The sequence below is a fragment of the Enterococcus italicus DSM 15952 genome, from assembly GCF_000185365.1.
Classification (GTDB): domain Bacteria; phylum Bacillota; class Bacilli; order Lactobacillales; family Enterococcaceae; genus Enterococcus_G; species Enterococcus_G italicus.
On record NZ_GL622241.1, the window covers coordinates 1,822,557 to 1,846,401 of the forward strand.

Sequence of the window (23,845 nt, forward strand, 5' to 3'; positions counted from 1 at the left end):
TTTAATAAAACTTTTTTAATAGACATACACTTTTTATGAATTTTGTTCTTAACATGAATTTGGCCACTAAATATTCTAAAGGTGAATTATAATTTTTCTCATACTCAATTTGGCATTCAAAACAAGAAAAGCCCTCTCTCCTAAGAGAAAAGGCTTTGAAATCACTGGTATACCAACGATTTCCCTTGTCAAAATTATTTCGCAGCATTTGCGTCTTTGAGACCGTATTGAGAGCCATATTACTTTCTGGTAGTCTCTGATAGATTAAAAACGGCTTAAGAATGGGATTCTTGAAAAATTATCAAACCTAATAAAACTCAGTAAAAGTTGATTGAGAAGGTCAAAAGTATGGTCAAAAAATACTCGCCAGTGTATAAAAAAATTAACTAGTTCTACAAAAAAGCTCTACTATTATTTACGAATCTATTCTTGAATATAATAAATTTGTACTGGGTCTAGCTTACTGAATCGGTCCTCCCCATTAAATTCAGTTACTCCATTTATAGATATTCTAAAAACAGTACCATTCTTTTTTAGAATATCCAAAATCCCCTTCTTTTTAGATACACTAGAAATATTTACAAAGCCAATGCCATTGAAATGTCCTTTAACCTCTGAAATATTTTTTCCTATCAGATTCATAGAAGACTCCTCAGTACTTATTGGATATTCAAGAAAGATATTTTGGTTGTCTCTCTTAACTCTGTCTAAAAATACTTTTGGTAATATAGACTCATCGTTTTCAGAACTTAACCAATAATTCCCAGTTAATTTACCATAGTCATAAAAATCTGCAGTAAAATGCCAATTGGACAAACCACTGTTTGATTTGACGCTACACCTTACAGATAGGCCATCCACCTCTATTGAAGATAGTCGTTTTATCGCGCTCACTTCTTTATTACACAATAACCTAAAAATATCTGCATCTAATCCTTCAGAAAAAGACACTGGTATTGCTAATCTCCGTTTCTTTTCTTTTGATGCCCCAAATAACAAACTAGCTAAAATAGCACCACCAACTAAAATTGCTCCTAAACCTACGTTATCCTCAAAATCGCTCATTTATTTCGCCTCCACTCCTAATCATCGATTAGGGTATAAAAGCAGCACGAACTCTACATTTGCCAATCACATTATCGATAAATTTTCCGATTAATCTTTAGACGTATTCTTAACTAATACAAGTCCAAGAATAGTTGCACTTACCGTTAATGCACCTTTTCCCACATTTTTAAGCTTATCTGATCTTTTATTTCTACAGGACTCACAATACCTATATTTATAGATTTCAGGAAGTGTTTTTAAGCATTGTTTATTCTTGCATAGTCTTGATTTATTTTTGTTCTTCATTTTGTTTTGTTCCTCCTTGTAACTCAGGATAAGATGGTAAAGAAACAATACTTTTTTCTATTTTAGGTAATGTTTTAGACCAATAATTTTTTGGCGATGGATCTATTAAGTCTAAACGTTCAACTAAACCAGGGGTTGAAAGGTAGGTTTCATCAATAAACTCAGCAAAATAAGCTAAACTTTTCTTAGCAGCATCCTGTTCATCAAGTTCACAGTATGCCATTGCTTCTGACAGAGACACCAGATTAACAGCATTCAGACTATCCCTAATTTCATTTATACGATTCTCAATTTTTTCAGCTTTTTCACCTTTAAAAAGCTTGCCAAAAGTAGACTCCGGCTGATTTCTGATGAAAGACATATTTGTTCTTTGGCTCAACATTAAGAGATTTCTACTGTCTTCAGCATCAGAGATAACTTGAAGCAAAACTCTAGATTTTAATTCTGGATTTTTTATTGTCCTAGCTTGTAACAATTTTTGTTGACAACTATGCGCGATTGCCAATCGATCTTCTTCTTGACCTTTTCTTACCTCCTCAATTGCGAATTGTACACTCTGAATTTGTTCTGCAATTTGTGCCATCTGCATTTGTGAAGCAAAACTTGTCATTGCTTGGGCTAATTCAGGAGCCATATCAACAGTTTTTAGTGGAACACTAGCTACTATTTTTTTTGTTTTTGGGTTGGTCAACATGGCCATTAGAGATCCATCTTTTTTCGCCATAAGCTTCAAAGCCCCTTTAGCCAACTGCTCCTTTTGATCATCCGTCAAAACAGCTTGCAATGTTACTTCCGGAATAGCAGCCCTTACTAGATTTATGATTGTTGGTGTAACATAGAGTAATTTTTCTATTTTAGAAAATACTACCGTTGCATCCTTTAATAGTGACTTTGCAACTTCTGGCAGTCCACTAAACAAAGTACTAGGGAATTCCGCATAATCTGACGATTCTTTTACATCGCTATCTTCAGGAATGATATAAATTCTATCGTCCTTCATCATAATACGCCTCCTCAGTTTTTTATTAAAAAGAGCCTTGATTAGTACAATCACATTCTTAGCAAATTTTTTTCGATACAAGTAGCTAAAACAAACAACTAGTGAAAACCTTCGTTGCATCATTTTTTTGGCTAAAAAAGCTTGTCCATTATTATGCGAATATGTCTAATTGCGATTAAAACTGTTATCACCCTAACGTAGTGCCGTTCGTTGCTCCTGGTGATTTGGTTAGGTTCTGAGCTTGAGGCTGTGTTATTGCCGAAAGAGGCGTCCCGCAATAATCACAATTTTTAATTAACCCTTTAATAGCAACGTTAACTGCGCCACAGTTTGGACATTCAACTATTTTTTTCTTTATCTTTTCAGGATAAAAGCTACGGTTAAAGACTATCAATTGATCATAATCAATATACCAATCTTTCAACAAATCATAATCAATCATATTTCCAACATTGTGCACAATCCACTTCTCGGTTTTATTGAAGGTTCTTCCAAGTGATTTAATAGACACAAATTCCTCACCCTTAAATCTGGCTAAATATCGCTTATATCTATTTTCATTTATTGTTATCCATACAATAAGAATCAGGCAAATAATCACCAAAATGATCCACACAGTCATCCACCGTTGTGCATTTTTCCAAACCTCTTCAGGGACTTTTACGGTCTTTTGTGTCTCTTCTTTAAAAATCCACCATCCCTTGGTCTCAGTTTTAGTATCAGTTTTACTGGTTCCTAATGACTCCCATAGCGCAAAGTAAGCAAAAATGCCTGCTGCAATTAACAATCCCTTCCGAATTAAACCATTGTATCGTGAGGGGATTTTTGCAATCAATTCGTCAATCCAATAAAACATATCCTACACCCCCGATATTATCCTCTTCACATCTTCCAAATAATCATCTGTAATCTCAGGCACCAACAAATTGCCATCAATTGCCTTTGCCATTACATCTTCTTTCTCTTTTAAGCGCTCATAGACTCGTTTATCAATAAATCCTTGGTGAGCACGATCGCCATCAGTCATCAAATAGTAATAACGCGTATACTGATTTGGTGCCAATCCCAATCGATGAATCCTATCTCGTGACTGCAACATAAATGTGCAAACGTACTCCGCCCTAGACAAGTCGAGTATAGCATATTTACGTCATTTAATACCACTAAAGAAAGAAGGTAAACGATGGCAGTTGAAACAAAAAGAATACTTCCTGAAAATGGGAATTAAACCTACAAAAGACGGTGAACAACTCCTGTTTGTATCAGAAGAAAACAAACCGCTGTATTTAGACTATGTGAATCATAATTTAAAAATCATCATCAAGGAACATCATCTGAAACGCATTACCCCTCACGGCTTTCGTCATACGCATTGTAGTCTGCTCTTTGAGTCGGGGGCTTCCATTAAAGAAGTTCAAGTTCGATTAGGTCATACGGATATCAAAACGACGATGGATATTTACACCCATGTGACGAAACGACAGACAGAAGAAACGGCCAATCGCTTTGCGGATTTTATGAGCGCTACGGATGAAAATTACGCAAATTCCCAGAAGGTCAAAAGTATGGTCAAAACCGAAAAAAAGCAGACTATCCCTATCAGATAGTCTGCTAAACGTTGATTTAACAATGTTTTGATTATTTCGCAGCATTTGCGTCTTTGAGACCGTATTTTTTGTTGAAACGATCTACACGTCCGTCTGCTTGAGTGAATTTTTGACGTCCAGTATAGAATGGATGTGAGTCAGAAGTTACTTCGACACGGATGACTGGGTAAGTGTTACCGTCTTCCCATTCAATTGTTTCGCTTGAGTGTTTTGTTGAACCTGACAAAAATTTGAATCCTGTTGTAGAGTCTAAAAAGACTACTGGATGGTAATCTGGATGGATATCTTTTTTCATGTGTTTTTCTCTCCTTTGCCCTGAGTCATTTGCTGAAACAGAGTTATTTGTCTATAATGCAACAAGAATATACTATCATCTTTCAGTCTTCTTGGCAATTATCTTTTGCGATTTTTTGCATTTTTTTCATTAAAGGTAACGTCTTGAAACGCTTTTAAAAAGGCCACATTGTTCTCCGTTTTTTTCATAAAGCGAATCAGTTGCTCGGTATAGTCTAAGGAGTCCCCTTGCATTTGATTTCTTAAGCGCCAGGTTTCTTCTAATTGGTCGCTGTCCATCAAGAGTTCTTCTTTTCGAGTACTTGATTTTTTCAAATCTATCGCTGGGAAAATACGTCGCTCTGCTAATTGACGAGACAATTGCAGCTCCATATTCCCCGTCCCTTTAAATTCCTCATAGATGACATCATCCATGCGGCTGCCAGTATCTACTAGCGCAGTCGCGATAATGGTCAAGCTACCGCCTTCTTCAATATTCCGTGCGGCTCCGAAAAATTTCTTTGGTTTGTATAGCGCAGCTGGGTCAATCCCACCGCTCAACGTCCGTCCGCTTGGTGGCGAAACGAGATTGTATGCTCTAGCCAATCGCGTGATACTATCCATTAAAATCACGACATCGCGTTTGTCCTCTACTAGACGCATCGCACGTTCCAATACCAATTCAGAGACTCGTGTATGATTGCTCGGTTGCAAGTCAAAGGTCGAAGATACGACATCGCCTTTGACACTACGTTCCAAATCGGTCACTTCTTCTGGTCGTTCGTCGATTAATAGCACAATCAACTCTACCTCAGGATGATTAGTAGTAATGCCATTAGCGATTTCTTTTAAGATACTCGTCTTACCCGCTTTCGGTGGCGCTACAACTAAACCACGTTGGCCGAAGCCTATCGGTGCAAATAAGTCGATCATTCGTGAAGACAGGCGTCCTTTAGTTGTCTCTAATTTTAGCTGTCTATCGGGATAGAGCGGTGTCAACGCTGGAAAATGCGGGCGTTGCTTAGCTTCTTCTGGATTTTTGCCATTGACGCGATCGACGTGCATCAGACCGTAATAACGCTCTGATTCTTTCGGTGGACGAGCTTTACCTGCTACTTTGTCCCCATTTCGTAAACCAAAACGGTAAATCTGGCTTGAAGAGATATAGATGTCCTCAGCACTTGGGCCGTAGTTAATTGGTCTTAAAAAGCCGTAGCCGTCTTGGCCAATAATATCCAATACGCCTTCAACCAAAAAGAATCCTTGCTTCTCAGCTTGTGCGCGAATAATCGCCAAGGCTAATTCCTTTTTATTCATTTGGCTATAATAAGGGATTTTAAATTGCTTAGCAAAGGTATAGATTTCTTTTAACGTTTTGTTTTCTAATTCAGAGATTGTTAAATAATCTGTCATTTTTATTCCTCAACCATTTCGATGTCTGCACCTAGCGCTGTCAATTTTTCTACAATGTGATCATAGCCTCGCAGAATGTACTCTACCTTGCTGACTGTCGTTTCACCTTCTGCCATTAGACCGGCGATTACTAGACAAGCTCCAGCGCGTAAATCAGAGGCAGCTACCTCTGCACCTTGCAGTGTTGCTGGACCATTTAAAAGCATCATATTGCCTTCAATACTAGCTTTAGCGCCCATGCGCGCTAGCTCGGGAATATGGTTTACTCGTTTTTCGTAGATGGTATCGACGACTTCTGAATGACCGCCTGCTTTTAAAAGTAGTGGTGTGATTGGTTGTTGCAAATCCGTCGCAAATCCAGGATATGGATAGGTTTTTACATTGACTGGTCTTAAGTCTTTGGTTTCATGGACAAAGATGCTGTCTTCGCCAATATCCATGTTTACACCCATCTCAGTCAGCTTGGCTAAGAAGCTTTCTAAGTGTTCATGCAAGACATTTTTGACAGCGATTCCTTTTCCGACAGCTGCCGCCATCGCAATGTATGTACCTGCTTCGATTCGGTCTGGGATGATTGAATGCGTCGTACCGTGTAGTTTTTCTACTCCATTGATGCGGATGACATCGGTCCCGGCACCTTTGATGTCTGCACCCATTTTGTTTAATAAATTGGCAACATCGATAATTTCTGGTTCCCGTGCCGCATTCTCAATAGTTGTTTTCCCTTTGGCTTTCACGGCTGCTAACATAATATTAACCGTCGCGCCTATCGAGACCATATCTAAAAAGATATTTGTTCCTTGTATTCCTTCGTTAGCAGAGCGAAGATACATCGCACCATGTTCATTGGTCACTTCTGCTCCTAGTGCTTCAAATCCTTTTACATGCAAGTTAATCGGACGTGGACCTAAATAGCATCCTCCAGGTAATCCGACGACCGCTTCACCAAATTTACCTAAGAGTGCCCCCATAAAATAATAAGAGGCGCGCAAGCTATTAATTTTTCCAGTAGGCATTGGGATTGAGATAATTTCGGTAGGATCGATTGTTAGTTGATGGTTTGTAAATGAGGTTTTTACCCCCATGATTTCGAGAATTTCGATTAAGGAATGAACATCTTGAATATCTGGAACGCCTTCTAAAATAACTGGCGAGTCAGCTAATATAGCTGCAGGAATCAAGGCAACGGCACTGTTTTTTGCACCACTAATAGTAATTTCACCGGCTAGTGGACGATTGCCACGTATTTTAATTTTTTTCATTTTTTTCACCTATACTCTTCATTTATCCGTGCCTTTTATAAGGACACATCCTGCTTATTTTATCATAAAAAGAGTAGAAAAAAAAAGGCAATGAGTCGCAACTCATCGCCTTTTCATAGATAACATTATTTAGCTTTGTTAGCAGAACCAAACCAGTCAATGTGTTCTTCACAATCTTTAATGATTGCAGCTTTACCTGGTGCTAATAATTTACGAGGGTCAAATCCTTTTCCTTCTAAATCTTTGCCAGCTTCGATGTATTCACGAATTGCTTTAGCAAATGATAATTGGAATTCAGTATTTACGTTTACTTTAGAAATACCCATTGAGATAGCTTTTTCGATTTGATCTTGAGGAATGCCAGATCCACCGTGTAATACTAAAGGTACATCAGAACCTACAGCATCAGCAATAGCTTGTAAGTGATCAAATGCTAAACCTTTCCAGTTTTCAGGATATTTACCGTGGATGTTACCAATACCACATGCTAAGAAGTCGATTCCAGTGTTAACCATTTGTACACATTCGTCAACGTCTGCTAATTCACCAGCACCGATGATGCCGTCTTCTTCTCCACCAATTGAACCAACTTCACACTCAACAGAAACACCTTTAGCATGAGCTTTAGCAACAACTTCTTTTGCTAATTTTAAGTTTTCTTCAAATGGTAAATGAGAACCATCAAACATAACTGAAGTATAACCTACTTCGATACATTCTAATGCATCTTCATAATGACCATGGTCTAAGTGTAAAACAACTGGTACAGTGATGTTTAATGATTCGATTAAATCTGTAACCATGTCTTTAACTAATTTGTAGCCGCCCATGTATTTTGCAGCACCCATTGAAGTTTGAATTAATACAGGTGTTTGTTTTGCTTCAGCAGCTTCTAGAATTGCTTGTGTCCATTCTAGGTTATTTGTGTTGAATGCACCTACTGCATATCCACCTTTACGTGCTGCCTTGAAGATTTCAGTTCCTGATACTAATGGCATAATAAATTCCTCCTATGTTTTAAAAGCCCTTTTTCGTTAAGTTGACCTTAACTTACATACACAGTTTAGCAAATTTTCTTTTCATTTCCAAGTAAAACTATCAAAATCTGTGCATTTTTTCGCAAATGATTTTTGTTTGTTTATTTGGAAGCGTCTGCTTCTTCGATTGACGCACCAACGAAGGCTTTGATTAAGCTTTGTGGACGATTTGGTCGTGAAATCAACTCTGGATGGAATTGGCAACCAACGAAGAATTTATTTTCTGGTAATTCAACAATTTCTACTAAACGGTTATCTGGAGATACCCCTGAGAATACTAAGCCGTTTTGTTCGAAGACTTCGCGGTAGCTATTGTTGAATTCATAACGGTGACGATGACGCTCTTGTACGACTTCTTGATTTTGGTAAGCAGTTGCTGTCTTCGTACCTTTTTTCAACTTACATGGGTACAGTCCTAAGCGTAGTGTACCGCCCATGTTTTCAACATTTTCTTGATCTGCCATCAAGTCAATGATATTGTTTTTCGTTTCAGGAACTGTTTCTGCTGAATGCGCATCAGCTAAACCGACTACATTGCGAGCAAATTCAACACAGGCCATTTGCATCCCTAGACAAATACCTAAGAATGGCACGTCGTTCTCACGAGCATAGCGTATAGCTTCGATTTTCCCTTCGATTCCTCGATCACCAAAGCCACCTGGTACCAAAATACCATCTGCATCACCAAGGACATCCGCTGCATTCTCGCTTGTCACTTCTTGAGAGTTCACCCACTTGATATCAATGTCTGAATCATACGCAAAACCAGCATGTTTTAATGACTCAACGACGGAGATATAGGCATCTGGTAACTCAACATATTTTCCGACTAAGGCGATTTTGACCGTTTTCTTCAAGTTCAGTACTTTTTCTTCTAATTCTTTCCATTCCGTCATGTCCGCTTGCGGTGCGTCAAGTTTTAAATGATCGCAGACGATTTGATCCATTTTTTGTGCTTGTAGGTTCAATGGAATAGAATACAAGGTTTCCACGTCACGTGATTCAATAACTGCTTCTGGCGCCACGTCACAAAATTGTGCCAATTTATTTTTGGTTCCTTGAGAGACAGGTTGTTCTGAACGAACGACTAAAATATTTGGTTGAATACCTAGTCCTCTAAGTTCTTTCACACTGTGTTGTGTCGGTTTAGTTTTCATTTCTCCAGCTGCTTTTAAGTAAGGTAGTAGTGTCGTATGGATATACATCACATTGTCTGAGCCTACATCAGCTTTCATTTGGCGCAATGCTTCTAAAAATGGCAATGATTCAATATCACCAACCGTACCACCAACCTCAGTAATGATCACATCGGAGTCTGTCATGCTTGCTGCACGCATGATTTTTTCTTTGATTTCATTGGTGATATGCGGAATAACTTGGACAGTCGCTCCTAAATATTCCCCTTTACGTTCTTTGCGGATGACTTCAGAGTATATTTTTCCAGTTGTAACGTTAGAATACTTATTTAGATTGATGTCAATGAAACGCTCATAGTGACCAAGGTCTAAATCGGTTTCTGCGCCATCATCTGTCACAAATACTTCCCCATGTTGATACGGGCTCATCGTACCTGGATCCACATTGATATATGGATCAAACTTTTGAATCGTTACCTTTAAGCCACGATTCTTCAACAATCTTCCTAATGAAGCTGCTACGATTCCCTTTCCGATTGACGAAACAACACCGCCAGTTACAAAAATGTACTTTGTCATAAATTGAAAAACTCCTTTGTCTAGATTCGCAGGTGAAAGTAAATAAATAAAAAGTCGCTCCCTATTCCACCTGAAATAGGGAGCGATGTATTATCGAACTTTCTGACTCTTTCTAAGAGTGCCCAAACAGAATACTACCTTCTCTGCTTGTAAATGTCAATTAAGAAAACCCACATTTTTATTTTATTCGTATTTTGCTCTTGGACCGCCAATATATTTTGGACGACTGGTCAACGCAGTCACATGCGCGCCGCCGACTTCTTTGATACTGGGTCGAAATGGTACTTGAACATGCTTGACGTGCATTCCGATCGCTGTATCACCAATATCAAGCCCCGCTTTGGCGACAATATGCTCGACTTCAATCGGATGCTTAAATTGCTTAAAGGCAGCAACCGAACACGCACCACCTGCATGTAGTTGCGGAACTACTGCCACCTCTTCCAAATGATACGTCTTAGCAACGTCGCGCTCAACAACCAAGGCACGATTCAAATGTTCACATCCTTGGACAGCTAAGTAAATCCCCTTTGGCTCAAGAACTGAACGAACCGCTGCGATGATCCACTCACCCACCTCTTCGCTAGAATCCTTGCCGATATGTCCGCCCATTACTTCACTGGTTGAACAGCCTAGCACAAACAGCTCACCACTTGTTAGATTACCTGCAGTGATCACTTCATCGACTAGTTGGCTGACAGTTTTCTTGATAGCGTCTTTTGTTACATTCATCTTGATTACTCCTTTTAGTTGTTTAATTTTGTTGCAAATGACTGGAAAGCAAAGCCCGCTTTAAGATACGACTAATCGGCAAACCAACCAAGACACCGAAGCCACTTTGAATCAAATTGCCAATCAGTGAAGCCCAGCCGGCTGCTTGTCCATACAAGAAACTTGTCGCACCAAAATACCCAGCAACCATAAGAACAGATCCTAGCGCTAATGCAAACCATTGTTTATTCGTAGGTTTTTCTTTATAGTATCCAACTACCCAACCTTGTAACCCGTGGATTAGTAAGGAAAAAATCATCCATTGTGGATAACCTGAAAACAAATCAATCAAGCCTCCACTTAAGCCCCCGACAATCGCTCCGCCGAATGGACCAAAGACAAGCGCCACCGCATAGATGCCACCATCACACAGCGTAACAAAGCCATTTGTCGCTGGTACAGGTATCAAAATCATCAATGACAAGGCCACAATTGCCGCAATCAATAACCCATATACACTTACTTTTCTCGCCATAACCTGTTCCTCCTTTTAGATGCTACTCCTATGCCAAAAGCTGCCAAAATTTGGTGCAACTTCGATACCTGTCTGAAGCCCTTGGTAAACATACTCTTTTGCCTGTCGCACCGCTTGCTCGAGTGGCACCTCGTCGGCTAACTGAGCAGCTAGACTCGCTGAAAATGCACAGCCTGCACCATTTTCAAATTGATTGGTTTGTTTTGCTCGTTGAAAATAGGTGACTTTTTCACCAATAGCTAAGCAATCTATCGCATCAGGGCCAGCTAACCGACTGCCCCCTTTAATCACGACCGCTCCACCTGACAATTGAGAGAGTTTTTTTGCAGCTTTGGTTAAGGTTTCTTTATTGGTAATGCTTTGCTTAGCAAGCTGCTCTGCCTCATCTAAGTTAGGAGTCATGACTGTCGCCAATGGAGCTAAATCTGTCATAAATCCCTCGATTAAAGCATGATTACGCAGCGTATTGCTTTCTTTCATGACCAACACAGGATCAAAGATTACCGGAATCGTAGGATGAGCTTCCAAAAATCCCTTCACTTGCTTAATATGATCTAGCTCAGTCAGTAAGCCTATTTTTATTGCCGCAAGTATCACTTCATCTAATGACAAAAGTTGCTGATCGAGTAATTCATGCGTGAGCGAATGAATCTCAAACTGACCTTCATTACTTGTTACGATTGATGTCAAGATACTCAAACCAAATTGTTGATGGTTTTCAAATGTTTTTAAGTCTGTTTGAATTCCTCCACCAGCAAAGGGATCTGAGCCGCCAATCGTTAACACTTTTTTCTTCATCCGTCCACCTTCTTTTTTTCTTTCCATCTTAGCTCTCTTTTACCGAAAAGAAAACAACCAATTGGACTTAACGAAAACCATCCAATTTTTGATATAAAAAGGAGTACGGCAAACGTCGCACTCCTTTTTGTCTGCGGTGTTCAAAAAGCAGTTCTTTCGGCATTAGCTCAAAAATTTCAAAAAATTTGAACGGTAATTTTTGCAATTTCTGACGCTACTGCTCAGAGCTGAACGCTTTTTTACAACCTCTTTTAATATAATTCTAAATATTGTTCTCTTTCCCAAGCGGAGACTGTTTGACGGAATGCAGCCCATTCCATTCGTTTTGCTTCTTGGAAGTTATTAAAGATATGCTCTCCCAATGCGTCTACCATTACTGCATCTGCACGCAATTCTTTTAATGCATTGTGCAAGGTAGATGGTAAGTCATAAATTTTGGCGGCTTTACGCTCTTCTTCATTCATAATATAAATATTACGATCGACACCTTTTGGCGGTTGAATTTCATTTTTGATGCCATCCAAGCCAGCTTGCAATAGGACCGCTAGTGCTAAATACGGATTGGCAGAAGGATCGACTGAGCGTAGTTCCAAACGCGTAGAGAGTCCACGAGATTCCGGTACGCGAATCAATGGTGAACGATTGCGTCCAGACCATGCCACGTAGACAGGTGCTTCAAATCCAGGCACCAAGCGTTTATATGAATTGACGGTTGGGTTGCAGATTGCTGTGTAGGCACGTGCATGCTCCATTAAGCCACCTAAGAAATAATAAGCTGTTTGACTTAACTGTAACTCTCCCTCTGGATCAAAGAATGCATTTTTCTCACCTTGAAACAATGACATATTGCAATGCATACCAGAGCCATTAATTCCAAACAATGGCTTAGGCATAAAGGTCGCATGTAAGCCATGCTTGCGTGCGATGGTCTTTACTACTAATTTGAATGTTTGGATGTTGTCACATGCTTCAATGGCATTTGCATACTTGAAATCAATCTCATGTTGCCCAGGGGCAACTTCATGATGCGATGCCTCTACTTCGAAGCCTAATTTTTCTAGTTCAAGAACAATGTCTCGGCGGCAATTTTCACCCAAATCAGTCGGTGCAAAGTCAAAATAGCCACCATTATCATTCAGCTCGGTCGTAATCTTGCCATCTTCTGTCAGTTGGAATAAGAAGAATTCTGGCTCTGGGCCTAAGTTAAAGGAAGTGAAGCCCATCTCTTCCATATCTGCTAATGCTCGTCGCAAGTTCCCGCGTGGATCACCGGCAAATGGGGTGTCATCTGGATTATAAATATCACAGATCAAGCGAGCGACTTTGCCATGCTCGCTCTCCCATGGGAAAATCATCCATGTGCTTAAATCGGGGTACAGGTACATGTCACTTTCTTCAATGCGAACAAATCCTTCAATAGAAGAACCGTCAAACATCATTTTATTGTCCAATACTTTCTCCACTTGTGATACTGGTACTTCTACATTTTTAATTGTTCCCATAATATCGGTGAACATTAAACGTAAGAATCGTACATTTTCTTCTTTGATAATTGCCTTGATATCTTCTACCGCATACGTTGTCTTTGCCATGATTCATCTTCCTTTTTTTAAATTCCAATGCTTAATTCAGTTTTGGCCCTCTTTGATGATAAGGATTGGCTTGGTTCAGCCCACCTTGAAGCAAAATTTCGTCATAAAAAATACGTCTTACATCATTATCGGTCAGTGTCTGTTTATGTTTGACAGCCTCTTCTTCTTCTTTTTTCATCTCATAGACACGTTTGATGCCAGCCATATTTAATCCATCAGCGAGATAGTCTTTGATTTCTAAGAGCGTATCAATGTCATTGAGCGAATACATGCGTCGATTTCCTTCGCTTCGTTCTGGATGAATCAAATTTTGTTCTTCATAATAACGAATTTGACGAGCAGTCAAATCTGTTAGTTTCATAACTGTCCCGATTGGAAAAACTGACATAGAGCGCCGCAATTCTTTTTCGCGCATAAATCCTCTCCTCCTTTTCAGCAACCCTTCTCAATACACTCAAACTATAACAAGCATTGGAATGAGTGTCAAGGTTACATGTCAGATAATATCACATTATTTTCGTACAAAATTTCCGTAAAAAAGCACAAAAAAATAAGTGTTTGTGCCAATTTCCCTACCAATGCATGAGCACGCACACATTGATAAATAGACACTTTACACTTATTTGTTTGCTTGTCTTACTCTTTATCACTTGGTTTTTCCTGGAAGCCGCGTAGATGGTAGCTATTACGTTTTTCATCAAAGTCTTTGGCGATAACTAGTGTTTGCCGCTCCAAATCAGAAAGTTGGCCGGCTTGCTCAGCAGGTAACCAACATTCATACGGTTCCCATATCGTCATTAAGAAACGTTTAACAGCTTGAGACAATACTTCTTTGCCTTGAAAATTTTTCGCAGAGACGACGACATTAGGAAATAGTGTAGGTACAAATTGATCGTCTTCTAATTTATCTGCTTTGTTGTATATGGTTAGCGTCGGAATGTTTTCTAATTCGAGTTCTTTCATTAACTGTAAGACAGTCGCTTCATGTTGCGTGCGATCTGGTGAACTCGCATCTACCACGTGAAGTAAGATATCCATATCTTTACTTTCCTCTAAGGTCGAATGGAACGCATCGACTAATTGGGTAGGGAGTTCTTGAATGAAGCCTACAGTATCCGTCAAGGTCACTGTCAAGCCTTCCGTTAAGCGCCATTTTTTCGTTAACGGATCAAGTGTGGCAAATAATTGATCTTGTTCATACGTATCTGCTGCCGTGAGCCGATTCAAGACGGTCGATTTACCGGCATTGGTATAGCCAATCAGTCCGATTTGTACTGTCGCTTGCTGTTTTCGGCGGGAGCGTGTACGCTCTCGATGGGCTGCTACTTGCTTTAATTCCCGCTTGATTTTGGCGATTCGATCTCGAATATGACGACGATCTGTTTCTAATTTTGTCTCCCCTGGCCCTCTTGTACCAATCCCAGCACCTAGTCGAGACATCGATGTACCTTGACCTACTAAGCGAGGCAACAAATAATTTAATTGTGCTAGTTCGACTTGTAGTTTCCCTTCTTTTGATCGGGCACGGAGCGCAAAAATATCTAAAATCAGCTGTACGCGATCAAGGACCAATACACCAAGCTCTTGGCTAATAATTTGTTGTTGCCGCGGAGACAATTCTTGGTTGAAAATGACCACGTCAATTTCTTCTGCATCCACCCATTGATGCAACTCTTGAAGCTTTCCCTTACCAATCAAGGATTGGCGGTCGACAGTCGCTCGTTTTTGGGTAATCGTATCAATGATTTCCCCATTTGCTGTCTTCGCGAGCTGAACCAACTCTTGCATCGATGAATCAAATTGACGGTAGTTTTCTTCGGTTTCCACACCAACTAACATGACTTTTTCTCTACTAATCATTCGGCATCGTTCCTCCAATCTTCTAGTTTTTTCAATAAGGTTATTTTTTCTTCAGGATGGGTCAATAAGTCAAGCCAATAAGGCGCCATACGATTACGAAACCAAGTGAGCTGACGCTTAGCGTAGCGACGTGAATGCAGCTGAATGAGTGCCACAGTCTCATCAAGAGTCGCCTCCTCATGAAAATAAGGCAACCATTCTTTGTAGCCAATTCCTTGAATTGCCTGCACATTAGGAGCAGTCAAGAACCTTTTTGCCTCTTCGATTAGGCCTTGTTGGACCATCATCACCACGCGCTGGTTGATACGCTCATATAACACAGCGCGCTCTGTCGTCAAACCAATTAAAAAATAATCATACAACGCAACCGGTGTTTCTTTTGGTGTGGTGATGCTATGGCCCGTCGTCAGCATCACTTCTAGTGCTCGGAGTACTTTGCGACGATTATTAAAATGAATCTGCTCGGCAGCGAGTGGGTCTCGCTCGGATAGTTGTTCCCATAACTCCTGATTTGACCATTGAGCACTGCTTGCTTCTAGCTGGCGGACTTTTGCTTGTTGCTCTTGCGACAGTTTCCCTTCACTGCCTAGTTTAAAATCATATAACAACGCTTGAATATAAAGACCCGTACCGCCTACGATGATCGGTATCTTGCCTTGCTCGGTAATCGCAGCGATTGCCGCACGTCCTTCTTGTTGAAAATCTGCTACTGAATAAGACTCTTGCCACTCTCTAATGTCAATCAAATGGTGTCTAACCTTAGCTTGCTCATCAATAGTGGCCTTTGCCGTACCAATGTCTAACCCACGATAGACCTGCAGCGAGTCGCCACTGATAATTTCTCCTTGCAATACTTGAGCTAACTCAATACTTAGGGCTGTCTTACCGACTGCTGTCGGCCCAACGATGACGATTACTTTTTGTTTTTTTGCTGATGTTTCCATATTTGTCCTCTCAAAACATTTTTTCTAGTAGAAAAACGAAGTCGCAACATCTGACTAAAACGTCTGAGGCGACTTCGCTGGTTAGTCTATAAAGGATTAGAAAAATACGTAAACGGTTTGTCCGTTTCTTTCTTTAACTGAACCTTACGTTCGTATACCATTTCTTTGATTTTATCGGAGAATTGTTCCATTAAGACGCGACCGCCTTTAAATGTGTAGCCACCGACTTGAACTGTCTCTTCTGCTGACAACACAACTTTACGGGTCGCAATCTTTTTGAAAAATTCTTCTATAAAATAATTCGGTAAATAAAAGCTATTTTGTGCAGCAAATGATTGCAAGTAAATATAATCATCGACAGTGATATAACAATCGTCAAAAGCATCGAAACTAACGTACTTGTCCATCATCACAATTCTTTTTTCAAGAATTTCAATAATTTTTTTATTTAATAAAACAAGTGTTTCGATTTCCTTTACTTTGTGCTCCATCTCGCGACGATATTTTTCTTTTTGCTCATCATATCGTATCCGCAGATTGAATGTGAACGTGACGATTGCTGCGCCAACGAGCACACCCAATAGACCAATGAAAAAATAAGTCATAGAAAAACCTCCTCAGCCTTTGTCTTTCATTTTAGCATTATTCCCTTTTTTTTAGTATCATTTTCCGTCAAATCTTTTATTTGACCTTTATTGACCTTGTGTGTATACTTACTTTTAGGTTTTCATAACTCAATGTGCTACACTGAATTTATAGAATTTAAGGAGGAGTTTTCATGAATTTAATTCCAACAGTTATCGAACAATCATCACGAGGAGAAAGAGCGTATGATATCTATTCTCGTCTATTAAAAGATCGTATCATTATGTTAAGCGGTCAAGTAACTGACGACTTAGCAAACTCCATCATTTCGCAATTACTCTTTTTAGATGCACAAGACTCTGAAAAAGACATCTACTTATACATCAATTCACCTGGTGGAAGCGTAACGGCTGGCTTGGCCATTTATGACACAATGAATTTTGTCAAAGCAGACGTTCAAACAATTGTAATGGGTATGGCTGCATCAATGGGTAGCTTTCTATTAACAGCTGGTAAAAAAGGCAAACGCTTTGCTCTACCAAACGCTGAAATTATGATCCATCAACCGCTTGGTGGTGCACAAGGTCAAGCGACAGAAATTGAGATTGCGGCTCGCCACATCTTAAAAACACGCGAACGCTTAAACAATATTTTAGCAGAACGCACTGGTCAACCGCTAGAAGTCATCGAAAAAGACACCGATCGCGACAACTTCATGACTGCTCAAGAAGCCAAAGACTACGGTTTGATTGACCAAATCTTAGTCAACAAAAAATAATCGCTATTTTTCCAAGCTACGTTATAAACGAAACAACCCACGAAAATCGATTTTCGTGGGTTGTTTGTTTTCATCTAGACTAAAGCTATTTCTGTCACGAGTTTAAGACAATTCTTGATAGCGATTGGCTAAGAATTTTTTGGATAACTGAACATAATGATCTGTGTTTGCGTGATTGGCAGCAATTTCCTCTGCGGTCAGTTCGCGAATGACTTTTGCAGGTCGACCAAATGCCAATGAATTCGGTGGAATGACGGTATTTTTGGTAACCAGTGACCCAGCACCAATAAGGCTATTTTCACCAATTATCGCACCATCTAGCAAAATCGAACTCATACCAATTAGTGCACCTTTTTCGATTGTACAGCCATGAATCATGCATTGATGACCGACTGTCACGTGCTCTTTGATGATCGTCGGACGGTTATCTCCGACATGAATAATCGTACCATCTTGGATGTTGGTCTCAGCCCCGATTGTCACAGGTTGCATATCTGCGCGAATGACACTATTAAACCAAACACTGCTATCTTCTCCAAGTGTAACGTCTCCGACTACGACTGCCCCTTTACCAATAAAAAACGTCATCACTCATTCCTTCTTTCTTTATTCTTCTTCAGCGAATTGGCTATTATACAATTCACTGTAAAATCCTTTGCTTGCCAATAACGTCTCGTGTGTCCCTTGCTCGACGATGCGCCCTTTATTTAACACTAAAATCAAATCAGCCGAACGAATCGTTGATAGGCGATGGGCGATAATGAAACTCGTTTTCCCTTTCATCATGGTGTCCATAGCGGTTTGAATTAATTTTTCAAGGCGCGTATCTACAGAGCTCGTCGCTTCATCTAAAATTAAGATTTTTGGGTTGGCAACCATCGCTCGTGCAATCGTCAGTAATTGTTTTTGACCGAGCGAGACATTTTCTCCTTCTGCATTGATCACCATTTCATACCCATTTGGCATGGTCCGAATAAAATGATCCACATTTGCTGATTTGGCAGCATCCACCACTTCATAGTCCGACGCGTCTAAACGACCGAAGCGAATATTTTCAGCAATTGTCCCTTCATACAACCAAGCATCTTGTAACACCATGCCGAACAAAGACCGCACTTCTTTCCGAGAGACATGACGTGTATCAATGCCATCAATTTTTATCGCACCGTCAGTGACGTCATAAAAGCGCATCAGTAAATTAATTAACGTCGTTTTACCGGCGCCAGTCGGACCAACGATTGCGACAGTTTGACCTGGTTTAACGTGTAGATCAAAGGACTGAATCAATGGCTTGTCTGGCGAATATGAGAAAGAAACATTCTCAAAGACGACTTCACCTTGCACAGGAGGGGTAAAATGCTTTGTTTCTGCTTCAATCGATTCCTCTGCTTCATCCAAAAAGCTAAACACCCGCTTTGATGCCGCAGAAGCACTTTGTAGCAAGGCCGATAATTGGGTAATATTTCCTAAAGGCTGACTCACTTGCCAGATGTACTGAATAAACGCTTGTAGCTGCCCGACTAATAAGGTCCCGACAATCACATAGCGAATTCCCATGACTGCCATCACGATATAAGTCAAGTAGGCAGTTAATTGTACCAATGGCATCATTAAGCCTGAAATGACGGTCGCCCGAAAGCCATATCGACGCAAGCGATGATTGACTTGGTGAAAACCGGCCATCGTTTGTGCTTCACGTCCATACATTTTTAAGATGCTAAAGCCTGTCATATTTTCTTGGACATAGCCATTCATCGCTCCTAGAGATTGTTGCATTTCATTGAAGTATTTCTGTGATTTTTTGACAATTGTTTTTGAAATCAAAAACGATACAGGAATCATGATTAAAGCAATGCTCGCCATCAGTGGCTGAATGTAAAACATCATGCCAACCGCAAAAGTCAAACTCAAAATCGCATTGACAATACCGATAAATGCTTGTTGCAACGCACCCCCCACGGCATCAACGTCATTGGTCACTCTAGATAGAATATCTCCTTGCTTTTGCCGATCGTAGTAAGAGACAGGCAAGCGATTAATTTTTTGATCAATCTCTTGGCGCAAATCATTCATCGCCGCTTGCACGACACTTGTCATAAAGACACCTGCTAATAATTGGGAAATTCCATAGGTAAAGCCCACCAGCAGAATCCACACCAAAAATTTTCGAATCTCAGCGAATTGAACTGCTTGCTCGTTCAAAATACTTTTTGCCATAGAGGATGTAGGCAACCCAATGACATATGGCAAGACGGCATTGGCAGCAACACTGACAAACGTAAGGAATAATACCATGATGAAACGAACCTTATACGGATTCAAATAACGGAACAACCGCATAAGAGATTTTAAACCTTTCATTTTTTCAATTCCTCCTCTGTCAATTGCGATGATGCAATATCGTAGTAGACAGGACACGTCTCTAATAACTCTTCATGTGTTCCCGTACCAACAACCTGGCCTTCATTTAAGACAATAATTTTATCCGCATGCCGAATAGTTCCTACGCGTTGCGCTACAATTAGTACTGTAGCCTGACGTGTCACATCATACAGTGCCGCTCGCAACTTCGCATCTGTCTGATAGTCCAATGCTGAAAAGCTATCGTCAAAAATGTAGACTTCCGGATGGCGAATGATAGCTCGCGCAATCGCTAGCCGTTGCTTTTGTCCACCTGATAGGTTACTACCCCCTTCAGATATTTGGGTATCGATCCCTTCTGGAAGTGCTGAGACGAACTCCATCGCTTGTGCCAAAGTTAAGGCAGCCAAAATTTCTTCTTCTGTCGCATCTTCTTTCCCGTAGCGTAAATTTTCCGCTATGGTACCAGAAAAGAGTACGGCCTTTTGCGGTACATAGCCAATTTTATTACGTAAAGCTGGCAAGTCATATGCCCGTACATCATGACCATCTAGTTCGATGGACCCCGCACTCACATCAAAAAAGCGTGGAATTAATTGAACCAATGTCGATTTACCACTTCCTGTACTACCGATGAAAGCGACCGTTTCACCTGGATTAGCAGTAAATGAAATAGTGCGAATCACTGGTGTCTCGCTTTGTCCAGGATAGGCAAATGTCACATTCTGATAAGACAAGACACCTGCTGTTTTAGTTTGAGTGATACCATTTTTCGGGCTAACAATCTCTGATTCAATCGCCAGTGCTTCTTCAATTCGTCCCGCTGAAACAGCTGCTCTTGGATACAACATAAATACAGTGGCAAAAAGCATAAATGAAAACAACGCATGGAAAATATATTCGATAAAAGCAATCAATGTTCCGACTTCGAGTGAACCTTGATTGATTTGAATGCTTCCCGTCCAAATAATGACAATCATCACAATATTGAATAAAAAGAAAAATCCCGGTTGAGCAAATGCCATTAACCAAAACAGTTTTTTTGAGCTCGTTGCGTATGCATCATTCACTGTCGCAAACCTTTTTTCTTCAAAGTCTTCTTTGACAAAGGCGCGAATCACACGCAAGCCAGAAAGATTTTCGCGTAAAATGCTGTTCATTTTATCTAAATTCGTTTGTTGGGTTTTCGATAAAGGGTCTGATATTTTGGCAATAGCGATTACGCCAATTAACAAAATCGGCAACGCCGCAAGCACAAACATCCCTAGATACGCGCTCGTCCGAAAGACCATAAACAAGCTCATCCCAAACATCAATGGTGTCACTAGGCCCATTCGCAAAATATTTTGTAAAAATAACATAATCTGGTAAGCATCATTGGTCACACGTGTAATCAATGACGCCATGCCAATCTGTTCGTATTCAATATGCGAATAAGTCTGGGTCTTGGCAAATAAATCATCGCGAATATCCGCAGTAATATTCGAGGTGATTCGTGCCGTCGAGATCCCTAAACCAATATTTAACAAAATACCCACTAAAACAACCAGTAACATATACCATCCCATTTTTTCGACATAGGCGACATCGTTATTTTTGGCCCCCTCATCAATCATTTGCGCTAAAAGTGTCGGTAGTCCTAACTCAATCAGAACAAATCCCATCGCACAAATGAGGTTCATCAAGACGAATCCTTTGTATCTCATCGTATAACGCCACATTAATTTCAACAACTATCCCTCCTGTTGATTCTCTCATAATCACTATAACATAGGCATATTTGGAAAGAAATAGCTGCCCGATTCAGCGAAAATCTCCCTATCTGGTTTCTATACTTATCATTCATTCTGTGATAAACTATACTGTAACTATGGAATTTCTTCCAAGTGTTCGGTGAAATTTTTTTAAACATTCAGAAAAGCGATGACGAGGCTTTCTCTTTTCTTACACAAGTTGTGTGAGAGAAGCATCCAGTTCTTTTTGTGACCATTCAAGGGTCTTCTTTTTGTTGGAAAAATGTACCATATCTTATATAAACAAACTGCATGACGCAGATAAAGGAGTTAATACACATGATTTATAAAGTTTACTACCAAGAAACAAAAGAAAGAAATCCAAAACGCGAACAAACACATGCTTTATATATTGAAGCAGCTAGTGACGTTGATGCGCGTCAATTAGTCGAAGACAATACCCCATACAATATCGAATTCGTGCAATTACTTGATGGAAACCACTTAGCATACGAAAAAGAACATGCTGATTTCCAATTAACGGAGTTTTAACATGAAAGTCTCTCTAAAAAATAATGAGACCGGTGTTTTTGGTATTGGTGGTCTAGGCGAGATCGGAAAAAACTGTTATGGGGTTCAATTCCAAGACGAAATTATTTTAATCGATGCAGGAATCAAGTTTCCAGAAGATGAATTACTTGGGATTGACTATGTCATTTCTGATTACAGCTACATCATCCAAAATCTCCACAAAGTAAAAGGGTTATTCATTACCCATGGCCATGAAGACCATATTGGTGGAATTCCTTTTCTTCTTCGTCAAGCCAATATGCCTATCTATGCTGGCCCTTTGGCAATGGCTTTAATTACCAATAAGCTTGAAGAACACGGCTTGTTGCGAGATGCAGAGTTACATGAAATCCATGAAGATACTATCGTGCGCTTTCGTAAGACAGCTGTCAGCTTCTTTCGGACAACACACAGTATTCCCGACACTCTAGGGGTTGTCGTTAAGACTCCTTCAGGGAACATCGTAGCTACTGGTGACTTTAAATTTGATTTTACGCCAGTTGGTGAGCCTGCTGATTTGCATAAAATGGCACGTATTGGTGAAGAAGGTGTTCTTTGTCTCCTTTCAGATAGTACGAATGCTGAGATTCCGACTTTTACAAAATCAGAAAAAACGATCGGTTCGTCCATCGTTCACATTTTTGAAAAAATCGAAGGCCGCATTATTTTTGCTAGCTTTGCTTCGAATATTTTCCGCTTGCAGCAAGCTGCTGATGCCGCTGTTGCGACAGGTAGAAAAATTGCTGTCTTTGGTCGGAGCATGGAAAATGCTATTGTCAATGGTCAACGCTTAGGCTACATCAATGTCCCAAAAGGTACCTTTGTCGATGCTAGCGAATTGAATAAGTTACCGGCAAATGAGACATTGATTTTATGTACTGGATCACAAGGTGAACCGATGGCTGCTCTTAGCCGAATTGCTAACGGTACCCATCGCCAAATTCAAATCCATCCAGATGATACGGTCATTTTTTCAAGCTCACCCATTCCAGGGAATACGACGAGCGTCAACCACTTGATTAACTTATTGTTGCAAGCTGGTGCAAACGTGATTCATGGTAAACTAAACAACATTCACACATCTGGTCATGGTGGCCAAGAAGAGCAAAAACTAATGTTGCGTCTAATGAAGCCAAAATTCTTTATGCCCGTTCATGGTGAATTTCGTATGTTGAAAATTCATACGAAGTTAGCACAAGCAACGGGTGTTCCGAGAGAAAATTGCTACATCCTTGAAAATGGTGATATGCTAGCCTTAACTGCGGATACTGCTCGTGTGGCTGGACACTTTAACGCCAATGACGTCTATGTAGATGGCAATGGTGTGGGTGACATTGGTAATGTGGTCTTACGCGATCGTAGAATTCTTTCAGAAGAAGGCTTAGTTTTAGCTGTTGCGACAGTGGATATTGCCAAAAAAGAAATTTTGTCCGGTCCTGAGATTTTATCACGTGGTTTCGTATATATGCGTGAATCAGGCGAGATGATTAATGAAGGCCAAGGAATTTTATTCCGTGCCTTGCGCGAAGCCTTGAAACAACCAGACTGTAACGAACACAAACTAAAAGAAGCAATGGCTGGTGCCTTGCAACCATTCTTATTCGATCAAACGGAGCGTCATCCAATGATTCTTGGAATGATTATGACACCTGATCCTTTAAATACTGAAGCAAGTCCAGCTCAATAATAAAAGTAAAAAAACCAGAAAATACAGAAGT

Annotated in this window: 24 protein-coding genes and 1 pseudogene; 4 read left to right on the forward strand and 21 right to left on the reverse strand. The window is 40.1% G+C overall.

Annotation, left to right across the window (positions count from 1 at the left end; translation table 11 throughout):
* Window positions 1-423: 423 nt before the first annotated feature.
* The 5 genes and pseudogenes from HMPREF9088_RS08500 to HMPREF9088_RS08520 form a co-directional block, all read right to left on the reverse strand.
* On the reverse strand, window positions 424-1,065 hold the full coding sequence (locus tag HMPREF9088_RS08500; protein WP_007208803.1) for a hypothetical protein: 642 nt from the start codon (window positions 1,063-1,065) through the stop codon (window positions 424-426).
* Between the two features lie 90 nt (window positions 1,066-1,155).
* Window positions 1,156-1,353, reverse strand: coding sequence for a hypothetical protein (locus tag HMPREF9088_RS08505; protein ID WP_007208804.1), 198 nt, complete (start codon window positions 1,351-1,353; stop codon window positions 1,156-1,158).
* Window positions 1,337-2,356 carry a hypothetical protein gene (locus HMPREF9088_RS08510; RefSeq protein WP_245785536.1) on the reverse strand — a complete coding sequence of 340 codons (1,020 nt, stop codon included), beginning with the start codon at window positions 2,354-2,356 and terminating at the stop codon, window positions 1,337-1,339. Before HMPREF9088_RS08510 ends, HMPREF9088_RS08505 begins: the two co-directional genes overlap by 17 nt.
* A gap of 184 nt (window positions 2,357-2,540) precedes the next feature.
* The gene (locus HMPREF9088_RS08515) at window positions 2,541-3,209 is read right to left on the reverse strand and encodes a zinc ribbon domain-containing protein (protein WP_007208806.1); all 669 of its coding nucleotides are present in this window, start codon (window positions 3,207-3,209) and stop codon (window positions 2,541-2,543) included.
* Between the two features lie 3 nt (window positions 3,210-3,212).
* A pseudogene (locus HMPREF9088_RS08520) lies at window positions 3,213-3,458 on the reverse strand (helicase); the annotation flags it as partial.
* A gap of 112 nt (window positions 3,459-3,570) precedes the next feature.
* Between HMPREF9088_RS08520 and HMPREF9088_RS08525 the strand changes: the two are divergent.
* Window positions 3,571-3,960, forward strand: coding sequence for a tyrosine-type recombinase/integrase (locus HMPREF9088_RS08525; protein ID WP_245785537.1), 390 nt, complete (start codon window positions 3,571-3,573; stop codon window positions 3,958-3,960).
* Window positions 3,961-3,991: 31 nt separating this feature from the next.
* Here the strand turns inward: HMPREF9088_RS08525 and HMPREF9088_RS08530 are convergent, their stop codons facing one another.
* The 13 genes from HMPREF9088_RS08530 to HMPREF9088_RS08590 all read right to left on the reverse strand — a co-directional run bounded on the left by HMPREF9088_RS08530 (window position 3,992) and on the right by HMPREF9088_RS08590 (window position 16,705).
* Window positions 3,992-4,255, reverse strand: a complete 264-nt coding sequence (locus HMPREF9088_RS08530) for a type B 50S ribosomal protein L31 (protein ID WP_007208809.1) — start codon at window positions 4,253-4,255, stop codon at window positions 3,992-3,994.
* 98 nt (window positions 4,256-4,353) lie between these two features.
* Window positions 4,354-5,646: a transcription termination factor Rho gene (gene rho / locus HMPREF9088_RS08535; protein ID WP_007208810.1), complete on the reverse strand. Its 1,293-nt coding sequence runs from the start codon at window positions 5,644-5,646 to the stop codon at window positions 4,354-4,356.
* Window positions 5,647-5,648: 2 nt separating this feature from the next.
* A complete protein-coding gene (murA, locus tag HMPREF9088_RS08540; protein ID WP_007208811.1) occupies window positions 5,649-6,908 on the reverse strand; it encodes a UDP-N-acetylglucosamine 1-carboxyvinyltransferase in 1,260 nt (419 codons plus the stop codon).
* Between the two features lie 125 nt (window positions 6,909-7,033).
* Window positions 7,034-7,906, reverse strand: coding sequence for a class II fructose-bisphosphate aldolase (locus tag HMPREF9088_RS08545; RefSeq protein WP_007208812.1), 873 nt, complete (start codon window positions 7,904-7,906; stop codon window positions 7,034-7,036).
* Window positions 7,907-8,046: 140 nt separating this feature from the next.
* Entirely contained in the window at window positions 8,047-9,660 is a 1,614-nt protein-coding gene (pyrG, locus tag HMPREF9088_RS08550) for a CTP synthase (RefSeq protein WP_007208813.1), read from the reverse strand.
* A gap of 183 nt (window positions 9,661-9,843) precedes the next feature.
* Window positions 9,844-10,392: a TIGR01440 family protein gene (locus HMPREF9088_RS08555; RefSeq protein WP_007208814.1), complete on the reverse strand. Its 549-nt coding sequence runs from the start codon at window positions 10,390-10,392 to the stop codon at window positions 9,844-9,846.
* Between the two features lie 22 nt (window positions 10,393-10,414).
* Entirely contained in the window at window positions 10,415-10,906 is a 492-nt protein-coding gene (locus HMPREF9088_RS08560; RefSeq protein WP_007208815.1) for an ECF transporter S component, read from the reverse strand.
* Between the two features lie 15 nt (window positions 10,907-10,921).
* Window positions 10,922-11,731, reverse strand: a complete 810-nt coding sequence (locus tag HMPREF9088_RS08565) for a bifunctional hydroxymethylpyrimidine kinase/phosphomethylpyrimidine kinase (RefSeq protein WP_007208816.1) — start codon at window positions 11,729-11,731, stop codon at window positions 10,922-10,924.
* A 224-nt stretch (window positions 11,732-11,955) separates the two neighbouring features.
* Window positions 11,956-13,296, reverse strand: a complete 1,341-nt coding sequence (gene glnA / locus HMPREF9088_RS08570; protein ID WP_007208818.1) for a type I glutamate--ammonia ligase — start codon at window positions 13,294-13,296, stop codon at window positions 11,956-11,958.
* 31 nt (window positions 13,297-13,327) lie between these two features.
* Window positions 13,328-13,711 (reverse strand): MerR family transcriptional regulator, encoded by a 384-nt coding sequence (locus tag HMPREF9088_RS08575; RefSeq protein WP_007208819.1) that lies wholly within the window; start codon window positions 13,709-13,711, stop codon window positions 13,328-13,330.
* 221 nt (window positions 13,712-13,932) lie between these two features.
* Complete coding sequence (gene hflX, locus HMPREF9088_RS08580; RefSeq protein WP_007208820.1) at window positions 13,933-15,156, reverse strand: GTPase HflX; 1,224 nt, start codon at window positions 15,154-15,156, stop codon at window positions 13,933-13,935.
* Complete coding sequence (gene miaA, locus HMPREF9088_RS08585) at window positions 15,153-16,100, reverse strand: tRNA (adenosine(37)-N6)-dimethylallyltransferase MiaA (protein WP_007208821.1); 948 nt, start codon at window positions 16,098-16,100, stop codon at window positions 15,153-15,155. Before miaA ends, hflX begins: the two co-directional genes overlap by 4 nt.
* Before the next feature lie 86 nt (window positions 16,101-16,186).
* The gene (locus HMPREF9088_RS08590; RefSeq protein WP_007208822.1) at window positions 16,187-16,705 is read right to left on the reverse strand and encodes a hypothetical protein; all 519 of its coding nucleotides are present in this window, start codon (window positions 16,703-16,705) and stop codon (window positions 16,187-16,189) included.
* A gap of 173 nt (window positions 16,706-16,878) precedes the next feature.
* Between HMPREF9088_RS08590 and clpP the strand changes: the two genes are divergently transcribed.
* On the forward strand, window positions 16,879-17,463 hold the full coding sequence (clpP, locus tag HMPREF9088_RS08595; RefSeq protein WP_007208823.1) for an ATP-dependent Clp endopeptidase proteolytic subunit ClpP: 585 nt from the start codon (window positions 16,879-16,881) through the stop codon (window positions 17,461-17,463).
* A gap of 102 nt (window positions 17,464-17,565) precedes the next feature.
* Here the strand turns inward: clpP and HMPREF9088_RS08600 are convergent, their stop codons facing one another.
* Genes HMPREF9088_RS08600 through HMPREF9088_RS08610 form a run of 3 tightly spaced genes read right to left on the reverse strand, consistent with a single transcriptional unit; the run spans window position 17,566 to window position 21,554 of the window.
* Complete coding sequence (locus HMPREF9088_RS08600; RefSeq protein ID WP_007208824.1) at window positions 17,566-18,051, reverse strand: gamma carbonic anhydrase family protein; 486 nt, start codon at window positions 18,049-18,051, stop codon at window positions 17,566-17,568.
* A gap of 18 nt (window positions 18,052-18,069) precedes the next feature.
* Window positions 18,070-19,824, reverse strand: coding sequence for an ABC transporter ATP-binding protein (locus HMPREF9088_RS08605; protein WP_007208825.1), 1,755 nt, complete (start codon window positions 19,822-19,824; stop codon window positions 18,070-18,072).
* Entirely contained in the window at window positions 19,821-21,554 is a 1,734-nt protein-coding gene (locus HMPREF9088_RS08610; protein WP_040366887.1) for an ABC transporter ATP-binding protein, read from the reverse strand. The genes HMPREF9088_RS08605 and HMPREF9088_RS08610 overlap by 4 nt, the downstream gene beginning before the upstream one ends.
* A gap of 342 nt (window positions 21,555-21,896) precedes the next feature.
* On the opposite strand from HMPREF9088_RS08610, the gene HMPREF9088_RS08615 reads away from it, so the two are divergent.
* Window positions 21,897-22,109, forward strand: a complete 213-nt coding sequence (locus HMPREF9088_RS08615) for a DNA-directed RNA polymerase subunit epsilon (protein ID WP_040366891.1) — start codon at window positions 21,897-21,899, stop codon at window positions 22,107-22,109.
* A 1-nt stretch (window position 22,110) separates the two neighbouring features.
* Complete coding sequence (gene rnjA / locus HMPREF9088_RS08620; protein WP_007208828.1) at window positions 22,111-23,814, forward strand: ribonuclease J1; 1,704 nt, start codon at window positions 22,111-22,113, stop codon at window positions 23,812-23,814.
* Window positions 23,815-23,845 lie beyond the last annotated feature (31 nt).